Raw genomic sequence first — 15010 nt, 5'->3', positions numbered from 1 at the left:
CCACGACAAAGGCGGCCACCTCGCCACCGTCGAGCTCAACGGTGAAGTGCTTACCTCGCACCTATTCAAGAGCGGCCAAGAACATCAGCGCCAGCAAGGCCAAGTGCTCAGCCACTACCACTACGATGACCAACACCGCCTGCACGCCCACGCGGTGACCCAACAGCAAAACCACCTCTACCAACGCCAATACGACTACGACAAAGCCGGCAACCTCACCCGCCTGCTCGACACCCGCAAAGGCGAACACCTTTACCGCTACGACCCGCTAAACCGCCTGACCCGCGCCGACCACTCGCAAGACATACAGGAACGCTTCGGCCACAACCCGGCCGGCAACCTGCTCATGCAAGACCGCCCCGGCCCGGACATCGTCGCGGCCAACCGCCTGATAATCCAAGGCGACCGCCACTACGACTACGACGCCTTCGGCAACCTCATCCGCGAACGACGCGGCAAGGGCCAGCAACTCGTCACCGAATACCGCTACGACTGCCAGCATCGGCTAATCAGCATCACAAAGCCGAACGGCGAAACCGCCAGCTATCGCTATGACCCATTTGGACGTCGCATCAGCAAAACCGTGGACGCCAAGACCACCGAGTTTTTCTGGCAAGGCGACAAGCTGATTGCCGAACACCATGCAGAGCGCCATCGCAGCTACCTCTACGAGCCCGACAGCTTCCGCCCACTGGCACTGTTGGACGGTTTCGGCCCAAAAGAAACCAAACCCTACCACTACCAACTCGACCACCTCGGCACTCCGCAAGAACTGACCGACACCGAAGGCGAAATCGTCTGGTCCGCCCACTACCGCGCCTACGGCCAGATCGCCCGGCTCGACGTAGGCAACATCGACAACCCGCTGCGCTTCCAGGGTCAGTATTTCGATGCGGAAAGCGGCCTGCACTACAACCGCCATCGCTACTACAATCCGGATATTGGTCGTTACCTGACGCCGGACCCGGTGAAGTTGGCGGGGGGGATCAATGGGTACCGGTATGTGCCCAATCCGACAGGTTGGGTAGACCCGCTGGGACTTAGCTGTAAAAAAACAAGCTGCCCTGAAGGGCCGTATAGCGTAATCGTTCCAGGAGGAGGTTTAGCCGCACATGAGGCGGCAGGAGGACATCTAATGCAAAAGCATGTCGGTAGAACTGATCAACAGCTGCTTGACCGCTTGAGACAGGAACCACATATCCCGGCAGCCTCTACGTTTCATGATCGCGCAACAGCTGAACTCGCCGTTTCAAAGGTATTGGATAACAATCAAGACAAAATCAAAGACTTCCTAGGAGGAAACAACCAGCAGATAGTCATCACTCAACTATCCCCAGAGCCAATCGGCACAAGTTTCAAAAAGAACACTACGACACCTGTACCCGGAAAAGAAATTTACTTAATTATTCGCAGAGACCAAAAAATGCATACTGGATATCGAATTCACACAGGGTTTCCAAACCCATGAATAAAGACTACCCCGAGCTGCAGCAATTTCTTGCTGGATACTTCAATCAAGATTGGGTTGATGATCACAAAAGCGCAAACGATGTAATTGATTTTTTTATTTCGGAGTCGCCTGAAGAGAAGATAAAAATAGTGCTATCAGAGCTAGAAAAACTAATATCAGCCAAAAAAACAGAGCAAGATCTTCAAGAATTCTTACTCTCTGATATCGGCTGTTATTACTATTACCCTAATGAATGGAGTGATGGGCAAACGTGGTTAAACCATATTGCCTTAACATTAAAAAACGCCATTAAATAATTTCCTGGCCGAGATACGGGGCTGCTAAGCAGCCCCGCGCGAGCAAGCTCGCTCGCCACAGGTGTACTAGGTTCCTTTAGATCCCCGCCAACGCCAAATCCATCGCAAAATAAGTAAATATCAAATCCGCCCCCGCCCGCTTGATCGACCCTAACGTCTCGCGCACCACTCGATCCTCATCAATCGCCCCGGCCTGTGCGCCGAACTTGATCATCGCGTACTCACCGCTCACCTGGTACGCCGCCACCGGCAGGCGCGAGGCTTCGCGGATGTCGCGGATGATGTCGAGGTAGGCGCCGGCAGGCTTGACCATCAGCGCGTCGGCGCCTTCCTGTTCGTCCAGCAGCGATTCGCGCACGGCTTCGCGGCGGTTCATCGGGTTCATCTGGTAGCTTTTGCGGTCGCCCTTGAGCGCGCTACCGCCGGCTTCTCGGAAGGGGCCGTAAAGGGCCGAGGCGAATTTGGTGGAGTAGGCCATGATCGGGATGTGGGTGAAGCCGGCGTCATCCAGGGCGCGGCGGATGGCCTGGACCTGGCCGTCCATCGCCGCTGAAGGGGCGATCACGTCGGCGCCGGCGCGGGCGGCGGCCACGGCTTGTTTGCCGAGGTTGACCAGGGTCGCGTCGTTGTCGACATGGGCACCGTGCATCACACCGCAGTGGCCGTGGTCGGTGTATTCGCAGAAGCAGGTGTCGGACATCACGATCATTTCCGGTACGGCGTCCTTGATGATCGAGGACATGCGCGAAACCAGGCCGCGTTCTTTCCACGTGTCGCTGCCACTGGCGTCGAGGTGGTGGGACACACCGAAGGTCATCACCGACTTGATGCCGGCGCGGGCGTAACGCTCGATCTCACCGGCGAGTTTTTTCTCAGGAATGCGCAACACACCCGGCATGCTGGTGATGGGCACGAAGTCGTCGATTTCTTCTTCGACGAAAATCGGCAGTACCAGGTCGTTGAGGGTGAATTCGCTTTCCTGGAACAGGCCACGCAATTCCGGGGAGCGGCGCAGGCGACGTGGACGGGCTTGGGGGAACTGGCTGGTCATGGCAATCCTGAAAAATGGCTGAACACTTTGGGGCGAAAGCTTATGCCCCAAAGTCCCGGCAACACAAATGCCGAGGGGCCAATAGTGTATTGCCGGGTGCGTAACAATTCATTGATCTAAAGCTGTAGACGCCCTTCGATGCACAACGCTACGGCGCCGCCCACCCAGATTTCATCGCCCTGGCGCTCGATATGAATACGCCCCGCTCGCCCGATCGCCGTGCCTTGGCTGACCACGTAACGGCTGGGCGCCAGGCCCTCGGCGAGCAGCCACTGGGCCACGCCGGCATTCAAGCTGCCGGTGGCCGGGTCTTCGGCGGCGCCATCGCCAGCGACAAAAGCGCGCACTTCAAAGTGCGCGTCCACCGCATCACGCGTCGGATCACAGGGGCCGATCACCCCTACGGCCAGACCCAGCAGTTGCGCATAGTCCGGTTGCAACGCAAGGACCGCGTCACGATCAGCCAGCATCACCGCCAGCCAACCCGCACCATTGTCGACCCACTGGCTGCGCACAATCGCATCGGGCGCCAGCTTCAATGCCAGGCGCACGCGTTCCAGCAACGGCGCCTCCACGGGCCCTGCACGCAACAATGGCGGCGCGATAAACGCCAGTTGGTCACCCTGGCGACGAATACGCACCAAGCCGATTTCGCACTCCTGGATAATCTCCTCCCCACGTGGCACGCCGCCAGCCTGCAACCAGGCGTGGCAACTGCCCAAGGTCGGATGCCCGGCGAACGGCAGCTCTTTGAGGGTGGTGAAGATTCTCACCCGATAGTCAGCACGTGGGTCGCGCGGCGTCAGTAAAAACGTGGTTTCGCTGAGGTTGGTCCAATTGGCAAAGTCCGCCATCTGCTGGTCGGTGAAGCTATCGGCCCCCAGCACCACGGCCAAGGGATTGCCTTTGAGCGGCACGCTGCTGAATACGTCCAGTTGTTGAAAATCGAAAGTCGGCATGCATCAGCTCGGAATGTTCAGGCCACGGATCACCGCAGGACGTGCGACAAAGCCGTCCAACGCGCGCAGTACGTTAGGGAAGTCGGTGATGCCTACCAGGTCACCGGACTCGTAGAACCCGATCAGGTTGCGAACCCACGGAAAGGTCGCAATGTCGGCGATGCTGTAGTCGTCGCCCATGATCCAGGTGCGGCCCAACAGGCGCTTTTCCAGCACGCCCAGCAAGCGCCGCGATTCGGCGGCGTAGCGATCACGCGGGCGCTTGTCCTCATAAGCCTTGCCGGCGAATTTGTTAAAGAACCCCAGTTGGCCAAACATCGGGCCAATGCCGCCCATCTGGAACATCAACCATTGCAGGGTTTCATAGCGGGTGGCCGGGTCTTCGGAGAGCAACTGGCTGGTCTTTTCCGCCAGGTAAACGAGGATCGCGCCGGATTCGAACAGTGCCAGCGGCTGCCCGCTCGGGCCGTTGGGGTCAATAATCGCAGGGATCTTGTTGTTGGGGTTCAGGGACAGGAACTCGGGAGACAATTGGTCCTGGGTGTCGAAGCTGACCTTGTGCGCCTCGTAAGGCAGGCCCAGTTCTTCGAGCATGATCGACACCTTGACGCCGTTGGGCGTTGGTAGCGAATACAGCTGCAGGCGTTCTGGGTGCTGGGCGGGCCATTTGCTGTTGATCGGGAAAGCGGCGAGTGCGTTCATCGAGAACCCCCTGGACGGAAAGCCCCATCATAGTCATCTGCCTGCCGTCGTGCATGGGTCATCGTTGCGCAACATTTGCCGGCTAGTATCCCGCGTGGGCGAACCAAAGCGCCCGAATGCACTCTTAAGAGCGCCCGAACAATGAATGGAGGCTGCTTGCTATATCGACAGGGAACACCGCAGGACGCTGATGCGTCACTGGGGCCGGGCTTGTCCGCCTTAACCCGACGCACGAAGACTCGAACCTATCATGAAGATCAAGCCTCTGCGCCTTGTGCCACAACTCAAACGTTATTCCTACATGGTATTGCCGCTGCTGCTGGTCAGCGCTGCCATCGTCACCGCCCTGGACGCCCGTGAAAGCCGTGCGCAACCGGTCGATGGCGTGCAAACCCTGGTATTCCTGCGCCACGGCGAAAAACCCGCCGGTGGCCTGGGCCAACTCAATTGCCAGGGCCTGAACCGCGCCATGAACCTGGCGACCCTGTTGCCGGAAAAGTTCGGCAAAGCCAACTATGTGTTCGCTGCCAACCCGACGCGCAACGTCGAGGAAGGCGAACTGGATAACTCCTACAGCTACATTCGCCCACTGATCACCATCAGCCCCAGCGCGATCAAGCTCGGCCTGCCGGTGAATATCGAGTTCTCAGCGAATGACACCAGTGCCCTGGCCGAAGAACTGGTCGAGGACAAGTACCGCAACGCGACCATCTACACGGCCTGGTCCCACGGTTACTTGCCGGAACTGATCAACAAAGTCGCCAGCGAAGCATCTGGCGAAAAACACACCATTACCGATGATTGGTCTGGAAATGACTATGACTCCCTGTACGTGCTGACATTGACCTGGCACAACGGCAAGGCTTCGCTGCTCAGCCGCAACTACAAGCAAGGGCTGAATAACGGCGGGGAAAACTGCCCGGCCCCGACCCAGGTCAGCGCAGATATCTGAAGCTTGGGCCGCAGGGGCGTATGATGCCGGGCTATCGACTCACCTGCGGATCCTCTCCATGTCCAACCTCGCTTCCACCCAGCCCAACCGCGGCTGGGCATTCTGGTGCAAACCCGCGCTGTTTCTCCTGGTGGCCTGCATCGGCCTCTACTATGTGAAGTGGTCGCCCTACTACCTCAAGGCGTTTGTAGCGGCCGACAACCACAGCATTGGCGCCTCGATTCTCAATGACCAGCAAAGCTCGCCCCTGGCGGCGGCGCTGGCCTATGCCCAGGTGTATTTCCTGGCCATCTGGAAAGCCGCCGTACTGGCAGTGATCCTCGGTTCATTGCTGCAGGTATTGATCCCTCGCGACTGGCTGCTGCGCCTGTTTGGCCGCGCCGGGCTGGGCTCGACCCTGCGCGGAGGGCTGTTCGCCCTGCCGGGGATGATGTGCAGTTGCTGCGCGGCCCCGGTGGCGGCGGGCATGCGCCGCCAGCAGGTGTCGGTCGGCGCGGCGCTGGCGTTCTGGATTGCCAACCCGGTATTGAACCCGGCCACACTGGTGTTCATGGGCTTTGTGCTGGGCTGGGGTTTCACCGCGCTGCGGCTGGTGGCGGGGATTGTGCTGGTGGTGGGCGTGTCCCTGGTGGCACAGCGTATTGCGCGCCCGGACCATGTGCCGGAAGCCGCGCTGGAGGCCGTTGCCGACGTCAGCACGGTGGAGTCGCAGCCGTTCCTGAGCCGCTGGTTACGCACGCTGTGGCAACTGTTCTGGAGCACTATCCCGGTGTATATCCTGGCGGTGCTGATCCTCGGCGCGGCGCGGGTGTGGCTGTTCCCTCATGTGGACGGGGCGATGGCCGACAGCCTGGTGTGGCTGGTGCCGCTGGCGATTGTGGGCACGCTGTTCGTGATTCCGACAGCGGCAGAGATTCCCATCGTACAAACCATGATGACCCTGGGCATGGACACCGGCCCGGCCGTCGCCTTGCTGATGACCCTGCCGAGCGTGAGCCTGCCGTCGCTGTTGATGCTGCGCAAGGATTTCGATGCGCGGGTGCTGGTGACGGTGGCCGGCTTGACCATGCTGGTGGGGGTGGTGTGTGGGTTGATTGGAGCGGTAATTCTTTAGAGTTTCAGTGGGGCTGATGGCCTCATCGCAGGCAAGCCAGCTCCCACCTTTTGAAGTGTGAATACATACAAAGGTGGGAGCTGGCTTGCCTGCGATAGCGTCCGAAAGGTCACCCCACCCGGGCCGCCCGCTCACGCAAATACTCCACCACCGCCCCCTGCTCCCCGGCAAACTCGATACGCGCGCCCTTGCTCTCGCGCTGGAACGCATACATCGGGTCGTAATACTCACGCAACAAGCCTTCAATCCATACCCGATGCAACTCCACTGCGCCGCTGCGTGCCTGTTCGGCCAGGGCCTCCTGCAACACCGCCTGCAGCCGTTGGAAACGCTCACCGCCCAGGCGCTTGTGAATATTGGCCAGGCTCTGGGTCAGGCGCTCGGCAAATAATCGCTGGCCGATTTCCCCAAACACCTCAATGAACTCGGCGCACAGATCCACCACGTAATCCTTCAGGATGCGCTCGACACGGCCCTCGACGCTGTCTTCCAGCCACACCATCGGAAACGTCTGCATGCCCTTGTGCAATGGCAGCGGCAGCGCACAGCTGCCGATCATGCGGCTCTCGTCCTCGACCACAAACTGCTCGATACCATCTGCGCGCTTCTTCAGTAAATCCACCGCCAGGCGATTTTCGAAGTCGATATTGGAGGGTTGCGCCGTCGCGCGCTTGCCGAAGCTGGAACCGCGATGGTTGGCGTGCCCTTCCAAATCCAAGGCATTGCGCAGTTGGCCGAGCACTTCGGTCTTGCCGGTGCCAGTCATGCCGCCCAGCAGTACGAAATCACACTGGGCAGTCGCCTGCTCCAGGGTGTCCAACAGGAAGGTGCGCATGGCCTTGTAGCCACCGCCGACGCGGGGGTATTCGATGCCGGCTTCGGTTTTCAACCATTGCTGCACGATCTGCGAACGCAGGCCGCCCCGAAAGCAGTACAGGTAGCCATTGGGGTTAGCCTGGGCAAACTGCGCCCACTGTTCTATGCGCTCGGCCTTGATTGCCCCCGACACCAGTTCATGCCCCAGCACGATTGCCGCTTGCTGGCCTTGCTGCTTGTAACAGGTGCCGACTCGCTGGCGCTCATCGTCGGTCATCAGCGGCAGGTTGATCACCCCGGGGAACGCGCCCTTAGTGAATTCGACCGGCGCGCGGGTATCCATCATCGGGCGGTCGTTGAGGAAAATGTCGCGGTAATCGGTGATGTCCGTTGCCATCAAATCACCTCAACCGCGTTGGTCTGTCGCTCCAGCAGTTCACCGATAGGCTCAAGGGCCAGGCCCAGCTCGGCGGCGACGGCGTGGAACTCGGCATCACCTTCCGGGGTAACGGCGATCAGCAAGCCACCGCTGGTCTGGGGGTCGCACAGCACGCGCTTGTGCAGCTCCTGCACACGCCCCAGCTTGCTGGCGTAGCTTTCAAAGTTGCGCAAGGTGCCACCCGGCACACAGCCCTGGTCCAGGTAATACTCCACCCCCGGCAGGCGCGGAACCTTTGCATAGTCGATACGGGCCGTCAGGCCACTGCCATCGGCCATTTCCACCAGGTGGCCGAGCAGGCCGAAACCGGTGACATCGGTCATGGCCGTTACACCGGCCAACTTGCCGAAACGGCTGCCCGGCTTGTTGAGGGTGCACATCCAGTCACGGGCCAGGCCGATATCCGCCTCGCGCAGCTTGCCCTTCTTCTCGGCGGTGGTGAGGATGCCGATGCCCAGGGGCTTGGTCAGGTACAGGCGGCAACCGGCAGTGGCCGTGTCGTTACGCTTCATATGGCGCTTTTGCACGATGCCGGTCACGGCCAGGCCGAAGATCGGCTCCGGCGCGTCGATGGAATGCCCGCCCGCAAGCGGGATGCCCGCCGCGTCGCACACCGCCCGACCGCCGCGAATCACTTCGCGGGCAATCTCCGGCGCGAGCACATTGACCGGCCAGCCGAGAATGGCGATGGCCATCAAGGGATCGCCGCCCATGGCGTAGATGTCGCTGATGGCATTGGTGGCGGCGATGCGGCCGAAGTCGAATGGGTCGTCGACAATAGGCATGAAAAAGTCCGTGGTGGACACCACGCCGCGCTCGTCGTCGATGGCGTATACCGCCGCATCGTCGCGGGAGGCATTGCCCACCCACAGGTTGGGGTCGAGGTTCTGTGCACCGCTGCCCGCAAGGATCACTTCCAGGACCTGGGGCGAAATCTTGCAACCGCAACCCGCACCGTGGCTGTACTGGGTAAGGCGAATCGGCTCGTTCATGGGGGACCTCAAGCTATCAAGTGGGCCGATTCTAGCAGACAGCAAAAGGCCGGCTGGGCTCTTGTGAGCACAGCCGGCCTGTTTGTTCAGCGGTTACTGACGCGCAGCGAGCAAACGTGCGTGCCGGTTACGCCGGGCGATGTTCAAGCATTCGATCGCCGCCGAGAAGGCCATGGCCGCATACACGTAGCCTTTTGGCACGTGGGCGCCGAAGCCTTCGGCGATCAGCGTCATGCCGATCATGATCAAGAAGCCCAGGGCCAGCATCACCACGGTCGGGTTGTCGTTGATGAACTTGGCCAACGGTTCAGCGGCCACCAGCATCACGATCACCGAGACCACCACGGCAATGATCATGATCGGCAAGTGCTCGGTCATGCCCACGGCGGTGATGATGCTGTCGATGGAGAACACCAGGTCGAGCATCAGGATCTGGCCGATGGCGGCAGCAAAGCCGATGGTCACGGTATTGCTGACGGTTGCCTTCTCTTCAGGCTCCGGGTCCATGCTGTGATGGATCTCGGTGGTTGCCTTCCACACCAGGAACAGGCCGCCGGCGATCAGGATCATGTCCTTCCACGAGAACGCCTGGCCGAATACTTCGAACACCGGTGTCGTCAATTGCACGATGAACGCGATGGTGCTCAACAGGCCCAGGCGCAATATCAACGCCATGCTGATACCAATGCGCCGCGCCTTGGCCCGGTGCTTCTCCGGCAGTTTATTGGTAAGGATCGAGATAAAGATCAGGTTATCGATGCCCAGCACGATTTCCATGACGATCAAGGTAGCCAGTGCGACCCAGGCGGTGGGGCTGGCGGCCAGTTGTAAAAGGTAATCCATAGGTCAGTCCTGACGTGGTAGTGCTGGGGAATTAGGTTTCTTTGGTGTCGGATTCAGCAGCGTTTTCGGCGTCCTTTTCCTGCTTCTCAGGGCTGATCAAGCCCTGGGTTGCTTCACTCAATGCCTGCTCGGCGGCCTTGTGGGTGTCGTCGATGGCCTGCTTGGCCGACTCGGTAGCCTTGCCCAGCACCTGTTGCGCGCTTTTCTCGACTTGATCACAGCCGCTGACCCCTATCAATGAAAGCGCAAGCAACGACGCCGCGCCCAGGGAATTGAGTTTCATGATGTATTCCTCGTTAGAACCCTTGGGTCCAAATAGTGGCCCCTCGATAGCGAGGCATTCTATGCAGGCGAACAGTTCAGTAAAATTCGTATTTTTCTCGCGTATACTTCGGTTTTTGCGAAGTGTAAGCGAGCATGCTCAATTATCGACAGCTGCATTACTTCTGGGTGGTAGCCAAGACCGGCAGCATCGTGCGCGCCTGTGAGCAGTTGAACCTCACGCCGCAGACCATCAGCGGGCAGATCAGCCTGTTGGAGCAGACCTTCGGTATTGCCCTGTTTCAGCGGGTCGGGCGCCAGCTTGAACTGACCGAAGCCGGGCGCCAGGCGCTGCCCTACGCCGAGCAGATGTTCCAGACCGGCAATGAACTGGAGGCGATGCTGCGCGCCCAGCCTGACGAGCAGCAGATCCCGTTCCGCGTTGGGGTGGCGGATGTGGTGCCCAAGTCCATCGTGTACCGGTTGATCGCGCCGACCATGGAGTTGAGCGAACCGATCCGCATCACCTGCCGTGAAGACAAACTCGAACGTTTACTGGCCGACCTGGCGATCCAGCGCCTGGACCTGGTGATTTCCGACAGCCCCATGCCCACGCACTTGGACATCAAGGGCTACAGCCAGAAGCTGGGAGAATGCGGCATCAGTTTTTTCGCCACCCAGGCGTTGGCTGACCAGCATGGAGGGGATTTCCCACAGTGTTTGCAGGGCGCACCGCTGTTGATTCCGGGCGCTGAGACCGTAGTGCGCAGCCGGTTGCAGCGCTGGTTTGCCGAACAGCAGATTCAACCCCGCATCATCGGCGAGTTCGACGACAGCGCCTTGATGCAGGCGTTCGGGCAATCCGGCAGCGGGATTTTTATCGCGCCCAGCGTGATCGCCGACGAGGTGGTGCGCCAATACGGCGTGGCGCTGATCGGCCAGACCGATGCAGTGACCGAGTCGTTTTATGCGATCTCAGTGGAGCGCAAGGTCAAGCACCCCGGCATTGTGGCAATTACCGAGGGTGCCCGGCGGGAGTTGTTTACCGCCCTGCCCTGATCGCTCAGGCATTGAGCGCCGTGGGTTTGGCGGTCATCAGCCACAGTGCGAGCAGGATCGACACCAGGATAAACCCCGAAGCGGCAAACCCCAGGCTGCCCAGGCCCAGGGTGTCGATGACATGCCCGCCCACCATCGCGCCCAGGCCAATGCCGAGGTTGGCGCCGGCAATGTTCAGCGACGCCGCAAACGCCGGCGCATGAGGCGCGGCCTTCATCAAGCGCACATGGCTGACCAGGAACATCGCCGCCTGGGTCACGCCCCACACCGCCATCGCCGCGGCCAGGCCGATGGTCGAGTGAATCGCCGGCACCACCGCCACCATGCCCGCGATCATGAACCCGCAGAACACCATGGACGCGATCAATGGGTGACGATCCACGGCACGTCCGCCGAGGGAGTTGCCAATCAGCCCGACCGCGCCAAAGCCCATCAGGCACCAGCCCACCAAGGTGCCGTCGAACCCGGCCAACTGCTCAAGGATATCTGCCAAGTAGGTATAGGCGGTGAACATGCCACTGAACACCAGGATCGACAGCAGGATATGCCCCTGCATCACTGGGCTGCGCAGGATCTTGAATTGCGAGCGCAAGCTGGCCTGCTGGTGCTTGGCCGCGGTAACCGGCAGGTAGACATACAGCAGCAATGCCTTGGCCAGGGCAATCACCGCAAGCACGGCGAACGCGGTGCGCCAGCCGAACATATCGGAAATCAGCGTGCCCACCGGAATACCAAATACGGTGGCACAAACAATGCCAAAGCCGATTTTTTCAATCGCACGCCCAGCGAACTCAGGGCCGACAATGTCTACCGCCGTTTCGCTGGCCAGGGCCCAGAACACTGGCAAGCCCAAGGCGGGAATCAAACGGGCCATGGCCATCACCCAGATATTCGGCGCCAATGCCGCCACGGTATTGGCCGCTGCAAACATGATCAGGATGCTGATAAACAGGCGCTTGCGCGAAAAGCGCGCGCAGTAGGCGGTGAGGAACGGGCCGAACGCTGCCACGGTGAACGCGAACAGCGTCACCAGCAGCCCCGCCTGGGACACGCTGACGTTCAGGTCCCGAGCAATCGACGGCAACAGGCCGACGATGACGAATTCTGTGGTCAGCACGGTAAAACCGGCGGCTGACAGCAGCAGGATAGGAAACAACATGAAAACTCCAGAAACGACGACATCAACGACAGCCCGAAGGGCCCGCTGACGGAGAGGAAAGATGAGAGGGGGGAATCTTAACAGAACATGTCTGGATTTGACCAAGCCCGACTGAAACGGGTGACGGAATGCCGCAGCAAACGAGACGTGTCCTACAGCATGCTAGACTTCGCGCCTACTTCCTACAGTACTTTCTGCCTGCAATGCTGTGCCCTACTAAAAAAACTAGAGACAACTCTTTATGACTGCTGCCCCTTCCCTGTTGCAACGTTTAATGCGCGTCAGCCTGGTCACCCAAATTGTCATCGGCCTGATTGCCGGGATCGTGCTGGCCTTGCTGTTCCCCGAGGCCGCGCGCGCCACCGGTTTTATCGGCAAGGTGTTTGTCACGGCGCTGAAGGCTGTCGCGCCGATCCTGGTGTTTGTGCTGGTCATGGCTTCCATTGCCAACCACAAGCACGGTCAGGAAACCCACATCCGCCCGATCCTGTTTCTGTACCTGCTCGGCACTTTTTCCGCCGCCGTGGTTGCAGTGGTCGCCAGTATGTTGTTCCCGTCTGCCTTGGTACTGGTCACCCATGACGCCACGGTAAGCGCCCCCGGCGGTATCGGCGAGGTGCTGCAAAGCCTATTGCTCAGCGTGGTGGATAACCCGGTCAGTGCGCTGATGAACGCCAACTTCATCGGCATCCTGGCCTGGGCCATTGGCATGGGCATCGCCATTCGCCATGCCGGTGAAACCACCCGTACGGTATTGGACGACTTGTCCAACGGCGTCACCCTGATCGTGCGCGTGGTGATCCGCTTCGCCCCGCTGGGCATCTTTGGCCTGGTGGCCTCCACCCTGGCCACCTCGGGTTTCGGCGCCCTGCTCGGCTATGCCCATCTGCTGGTGGTGCTGATCGGCTGCATGCTCTTCGTGGCGTTGGTGATCAACCCGGCCATCGTGTTCTGGAAACTGCGCCGCAACCCGTACCCGCTGGTGCTGATGTGCCTGCGTGAAAGCGGCATCACCGCCTTCTTCACGCGCAGCTCGGCAGCGAACATTCCGGTCAACCTGGCGTTGAGCAAACGCCTGGGCCTGCATGAAGACACCTACTCGGTGTCGATCCCCCTCGGTGCCACCATCAACATGGCCGGCGCCGCCATCACTATCACCGTGCTGACCCTGGCGGCTGTGCACACTCTCGGGATTACCGTGGACCTGCCAACCGCCGTGCTGCTCAGCGTGGTCGCGGCCATTTGCGCCTGTGGCGCTTCCGGCGTGGCTGGCGGCTCGCTGCTGCTGATCCCGCTGGCATGCAGCCTGTTTGGTATTCCAAGTGAAATCGCCATGCAGGTTGTGGCTGTAGGTTTCATCATCGGCGTGCTGCAGGACTCGGCGGAAACCGCACTCAACTCGTCTACCGATGTGCTGTTTACCGCAGCGGCGTGTTTGGGCAAGGAAGAACAGGCCGCTTAACACAGCCCCATAAAAAAGCCCGGTGACGTTCGCAGAGAACGGCACCGGGCTTTTTTTGTACCTGCGTGTTTAGAACGCGCCCATGTAATCGCGCTTGCCCACTTCCACACCGTTGTGACGCAACAAAGCGTAAGCGGTGGTGACGTGGAAGAAGAACTGCGGCAGGCCGTAGGTCAGCAGGTAGGACTGGCCGCTGAAGCGCTTCTCTTTCGGGGTGCCTGGTCGGGTGACGATCTCGATGCCTTCCTTGCCGTCGATCTGCTCGGGCTTGATGGTGTCGACGAAAGCCAGGACCTTCGCGATCAGCGCTTGCAGGTCGGCAAAGGTGACTTCGCTGTCTTCGTACTTCGGTACTTCGATCTCGGCCAGGCGTGCCGACACACCTTTGGCGAAGTCCACGGCGATCTGCACCTGGCGCACCAACGGGAACATGTCCGGGAACAGGCGCGCTTGCAGCAAGGCGTTGGGCTCGATGTTCTTGGCGCTGGCATGGGCTTCAGCTTTGTTCAGCACATCGCTGAGGGCGTTGAGCATTTGCTTGAAGACCGGGATGGAAGCGGCGTACAGGGAAATAGTCATGACAGTCTCACGGTAATGGCGGGGTTGGAACCAGCCGCGATTATAGCCATGCCTGGCGCTTGTCTTTTATTTTTTCAAGCTTAGGCTAAGGGGCTTCACTGCATAGGGAAAGCGCGATGACCGCCGAGCACGACACCGACACCCCTGAGCCGCGCCTGAACAGCACGGAAATCCGCATCCTGGGCTGCCTGATCGAGAAACAGGCGACTAACCCGGAAACCTACCCCCTGACGCTCAACGCGCTGGTGCTGGCCTGCAACCAGAAGACCAGCCGCGAGCCGGTGATGAACCTCAGCCAAGGCCAGGTCGGCCAGAGCCTGCGCGCGCTCGAAGGCCAAGGCTTCACGCGCTTGGTGATGGGCAGCCGCGCCGACCGCTGGGAGCACCGTGTGGACAAGGCCCTGGAACTGGTGCCGGCCCAGGTGATCCTGACCGGGCTGCTGTTCCTGCGGGGGCCGCAGACCGTCAACGAGTTGCTCACCCGCAGCGGGCGTATGCATGACTTTGAGGATGCCGAACAGGTTGTGCATCAGCTCGAACGCCTGATTGCTCGGGGACTGGCGCTGCTGGTGCCGCGTCAGGCGGGGCAGCGGGAAGACCGGTACACCCATGCGTTGGGGGACCCAGCGGATATTGAGGCGATTATGACCGCACGGGGTAATCCGGTAGAGCGTAGCGCGGGGGCTGTTTCGGTGGAGCGGATTGAAGAGCTGGAAGCGCGGATTGCCGCACTGGAAGAACGGCTGGCGCAGCTGGAACAGGCATAACGCAGATAAACATGTGGGAGATTCTATGGTTGAGGGGCAACCCTCAACCAACTTTTGGCTGATATTCGCTTTGCCCTTTCAGCAGAGC

16 protein-coding genes are annotated in these 15010 nt (G+C 60.2%); 7 read left to right on the top strand and 9 right to left on the bottom strand.

The features are described from left to right. Positions 1-1468, top strand: a 1468-nt coding sequence (locus AC07S6_RS27140) for an RNase A-like domain-containing protein (RefSeq protein WP_495113400.1), incomplete at its 5' end; no start/stop codon positions are given. Further along, positions 1465-1767 (top strand): contact-dependent growth inhibition system immunity protein, encoded by a 303-nt coding sequence (locus tag AC07S6_RS27135; RefSeq protein ID WP_495113399.1) that lies wholly within the window; start codon positions 1465-1467, stop codon positions 1765-1767. The genes AC07S6_RS27140 and AC07S6_RS27135, both read left to right, overlap by 4 nt. Positions 1768-1843: 76 nt before the next feature. Here the strand turns inward: AC07S6_RS27135 and hemB are convergent, their stop codons facing one another. The 3 genes from hemB to AC07S6_RS27120 all read right to left on the bottom strand — a co-directional run bounded on the left by hemB (position 1844) and on the right by AC07S6_RS27120 (position 4479). Continuing rightward, positions 1844-2818, bottom strand: coding sequence for a porphobilinogen synthase (gene hemB / locus AC07S6_RS27130; protein WP_016977356.1), 975 nt, complete (start codon positions 2816-2818; stop codon positions 1844-1846). 116 nt (positions 2819-2934) lie between these two features. Continuing rightward, positions 2935-3777 (bottom strand): PhzF family phenazine biosynthesis protein, encoded by an 843-nt coding sequence (locus tag AC07S6_RS27125; protein ID WP_495113398.1) that lies wholly within the window; start codon positions 3775-3777, stop codon positions 2935-2937. Between the two features lie 3 nt (positions 3778-3780). Further along, positions 3781-4479, bottom strand: a complete 699-nt coding sequence (locus AC07S6_RS27120; RefSeq protein ID WP_034125793.1) for a glutathione S-transferase N-terminal domain-containing protein — start codon at positions 4477-4479, stop codon at positions 3781-3783. 250 nt (positions 4480-4729) lie between these two features. Here AC07S6_RS27120 and AC07S6_RS27115 point away from each other — a divergent pair, with 250 nt between their 5' ends. Further along, on the top strand, positions 4730-5431 hold the full coding sequence (locus tag AC07S6_RS27115) for a histidine phosphatase family protein (protein WP_495113397.1): 702 nt from the start codon (positions 4730-4732) through the stop codon (positions 5429-5431). Positions 5432-5489: 58 nt separating this feature from the next. After that, positions 5490-6545, top strand: coding sequence for a permease (locus AC07S6_RS27110; RefSeq protein WP_495113396.1), 1056 nt, complete (start codon positions 5490-5492; stop codon positions 6543-6545). Positions 6546-6654: 109 nt separating this feature from the next. Here the strand turns inward: AC07S6_RS27110 and mnmH are convergent, their stop codons facing one another. The 4 genes from mnmH to AC07S6_RS27090 form a co-directional block, all read right to left on the bottom strand. Continuing rightward, a complete protein-coding gene (mnmH, locus tag AC07S6_RS27105; protein WP_495113395.1) occupies positions 6655-7758 on the bottom strand; it encodes a tRNA 2-selenouridine(34) synthase MnmH in 1104 nt (367 codons plus the stop codon). Further along, entirely contained in the window at positions 7758-8792 is a 1035-nt protein-coding gene (selD, locus tag AC07S6_RS27100; RefSeq protein ID WP_020302053.1) for a selenide, water dikinase SelD, read from the bottom strand. Before selD ends, mnmH begins: the two co-directional genes overlap by 1 nt. A gap of 93 nt (positions 8793-8885) precedes the next feature. Then, positions 8886-9635, bottom strand: a complete 750-nt coding sequence (locus AC07S6_RS27095; RefSeq protein ID WP_014717958.1) for a TerC family protein — start codon at positions 9633-9635, stop codon at positions 8886-8888. Positions 9636-9666: 31 nt separating this feature from the next. Then, positions 9667-9918, bottom strand: a complete 252-nt coding sequence (locus tag AC07S6_RS27090; protein WP_014717957.1) for a hypothetical protein — start codon at positions 9916-9918, stop codon at positions 9667-9669. A gap of 134 nt (positions 9919-10052) precedes the next feature. Here AC07S6_RS27090 and nhaR point away from each other — a divergent pair, with 134 nt between their 5' ends. Next, positions 10053-10955, top strand: a complete 903-nt coding sequence (nhaR, locus tag AC07S6_RS27085) for a transcriptional activator NhaR (RefSeq protein ID WP_034125797.1) — start codon at positions 10053-10055, stop codon at positions 10953-10955. Between the two features lie 4 nt (positions 10956-10959). Here the strand turns inward: nhaR and AC07S6_RS27080 are convergent, their stop codons facing one another. Further along, a complete protein-coding gene (locus tag AC07S6_RS27080) occupies positions 10960-12114 on the bottom strand; it encodes an MFS transporter (RefSeq protein WP_495113394.1) in 1155 nt (384 codons plus the stop codon). A 241-nt stretch (positions 12115-12355) separates the two neighbouring features. On the opposite strand from AC07S6_RS27080, the gene sstT reads away from it, so the two are divergent. Beyond that, entirely contained in the window at positions 12356-13576 is a 1221-nt protein-coding gene (gene sstT / locus AC07S6_RS27075; protein ID WP_133632708.1) for a serine/threonine transporter SstT, read from the top strand. Positions 13577-13645: 69 nt separating this feature from the next. Here the strand turns inward: sstT and AC07S6_RS27070 are convergent, their stop codons facing one another. Further along, complete coding sequence (locus AC07S6_RS27070; protein WP_003190292.1) at positions 13646-14155, bottom strand: DUF1993 domain-containing protein; 510 nt, start codon at positions 14153-14155, stop codon at positions 13646-13648. Positions 14156-14271: 116 nt separating this feature from the next. On the opposite strand from AC07S6_RS27070, the gene AC07S6_RS27065 reads away from it, so the two are divergent. Next, positions 14272-14922 carry a YceH family protein gene (locus AC07S6_RS27065; RefSeq protein ID WP_054898808.1) on the top strand — a complete coding sequence of 217 codons (651 nt, stop codon included), beginning with the start codon at positions 14272-14274 and terminating at the stop codon, positions 14920-14922. The last annotated feature ends 88 nt before the right edge of the window (positions 14923-15010 follow it).

The organism is Pseudomonas sp. GW821-FHT07B01, assembly GCF_059419065.1.
Note: the sequence above shows the minus strand (reverse complement) of the source record. Positions and strands in the feature narration are given on the sequence as shown.

What these genes read in the sequence shown, in the direction of transcription:
- hemB (WP_016977356.1), bottom strand. Translation starts at nt 2,818, where the DNA reads ATGACCAGCCAGTTCCCCCAAGCCCGTCCACGTCGCCTGCGCCGCTCC.
- AC07S6_RS27120 (WP_034125793.1), bottom strand. Translation starts at nt 4,479, where the DNA reads ATGAACGCACTCGCCGCTTTCCCGATCAACAGCAAATGGCCCGCCCAG.
- AC07S6_RS27095 (WP_014717958.1), bottom strand. Translation starts at nt 9,635, where the DNA reads ATGGATTACCTTTTACAACTGGCCGCCAGCCCCACCGCCTGGGTCGCA.
- AC07S6_RS27090 (WP_014717957.1), bottom strand. Translation starts at nt 9,918, where the DNA reads ATGAAACTCAATTCCCTGGGCGCGGCGTCGTTGCTTGCGCTTTCATTG.
- AC07S6_RS27115 (WP_495113397.1), top strand. Translation starts at nt 4,730, where the DNA reads ATGAAGATCAAGCCTCTGCGCCTTGTGCCACAACTCAAACGTTATTCC.
- AC07S6_RS27065 (WP_054898808.1), top strand. Translation starts at nt 14,272, where the DNA reads ATGACCGCCGAGCACGACACCGACACCCCTGAGCCGCGCCTGAACAGC.
- AC07S6_RS27110 (WP_495113396.1), top strand. Translation starts at nt 5,490, where the DNA reads ATGTCCAACCTCGCTTCCACCCAGCCCAACCGCGGCTGGGCATTCTGG.
- AC07S6_RS27135 (WP_495113399.1), top strand. Translation starts at nt 1,465, where the DNA reads ATGAATAAAGACTACCCCGAGCTGCAGCAATTTCTTGCTGGATACTTC.
- AC07S6_RS27125 (WP_495113398.1), bottom strand. Translation starts at nt 3,777, where the DNA reads ATGCCGACTTTCGATTTTCAACAACTGGACGTATTCAGCAGCGTGCCG.
- sstT (WP_133632708.1), top strand. Translation starts at nt 12,356, where the DNA reads ATGACTGCTGCCCCTTCCCTGTTGCAACGTTTAATGCGCGTCAGCCTG.
- AC07S6_RS27070 (WP_003190292.1), bottom strand. Translation starts at nt 14,155, where the DNA reads ATGACTATTTCCCTGTACGCCGCTTCCATCCCGGTCTTCAAGCAAATG.
- mnmH (WP_495113395.1), bottom strand. Translation starts at nt 7,758, where the DNA reads ATGGCAACGGACATCACCGATTACCGCGACATTTTCCTCAACGACCGC.
- nhaR (WP_034125797.1), top strand. Translation starts at nt 10,053, where the DNA reads ATGCTCAATTATCGACAGCTGCATTACTTCTGGGTGGTAGCCAAGACC.
- selD (WP_020302053.1), bottom strand. Translation starts at nt 8,792, where the DNA reads ATGAACGAGCCGATTCGCCTTACCCAGTACAGCCACGGTGCGGGTTGC.
- AC07S6_RS27080 (WP_495113394.1), bottom strand. Translation starts at nt 12,114, where the DNA reads ATGTTGTTTCCTATCCTGCTGCTGTCAGCCGCCGGTTTTACCGTGCTG.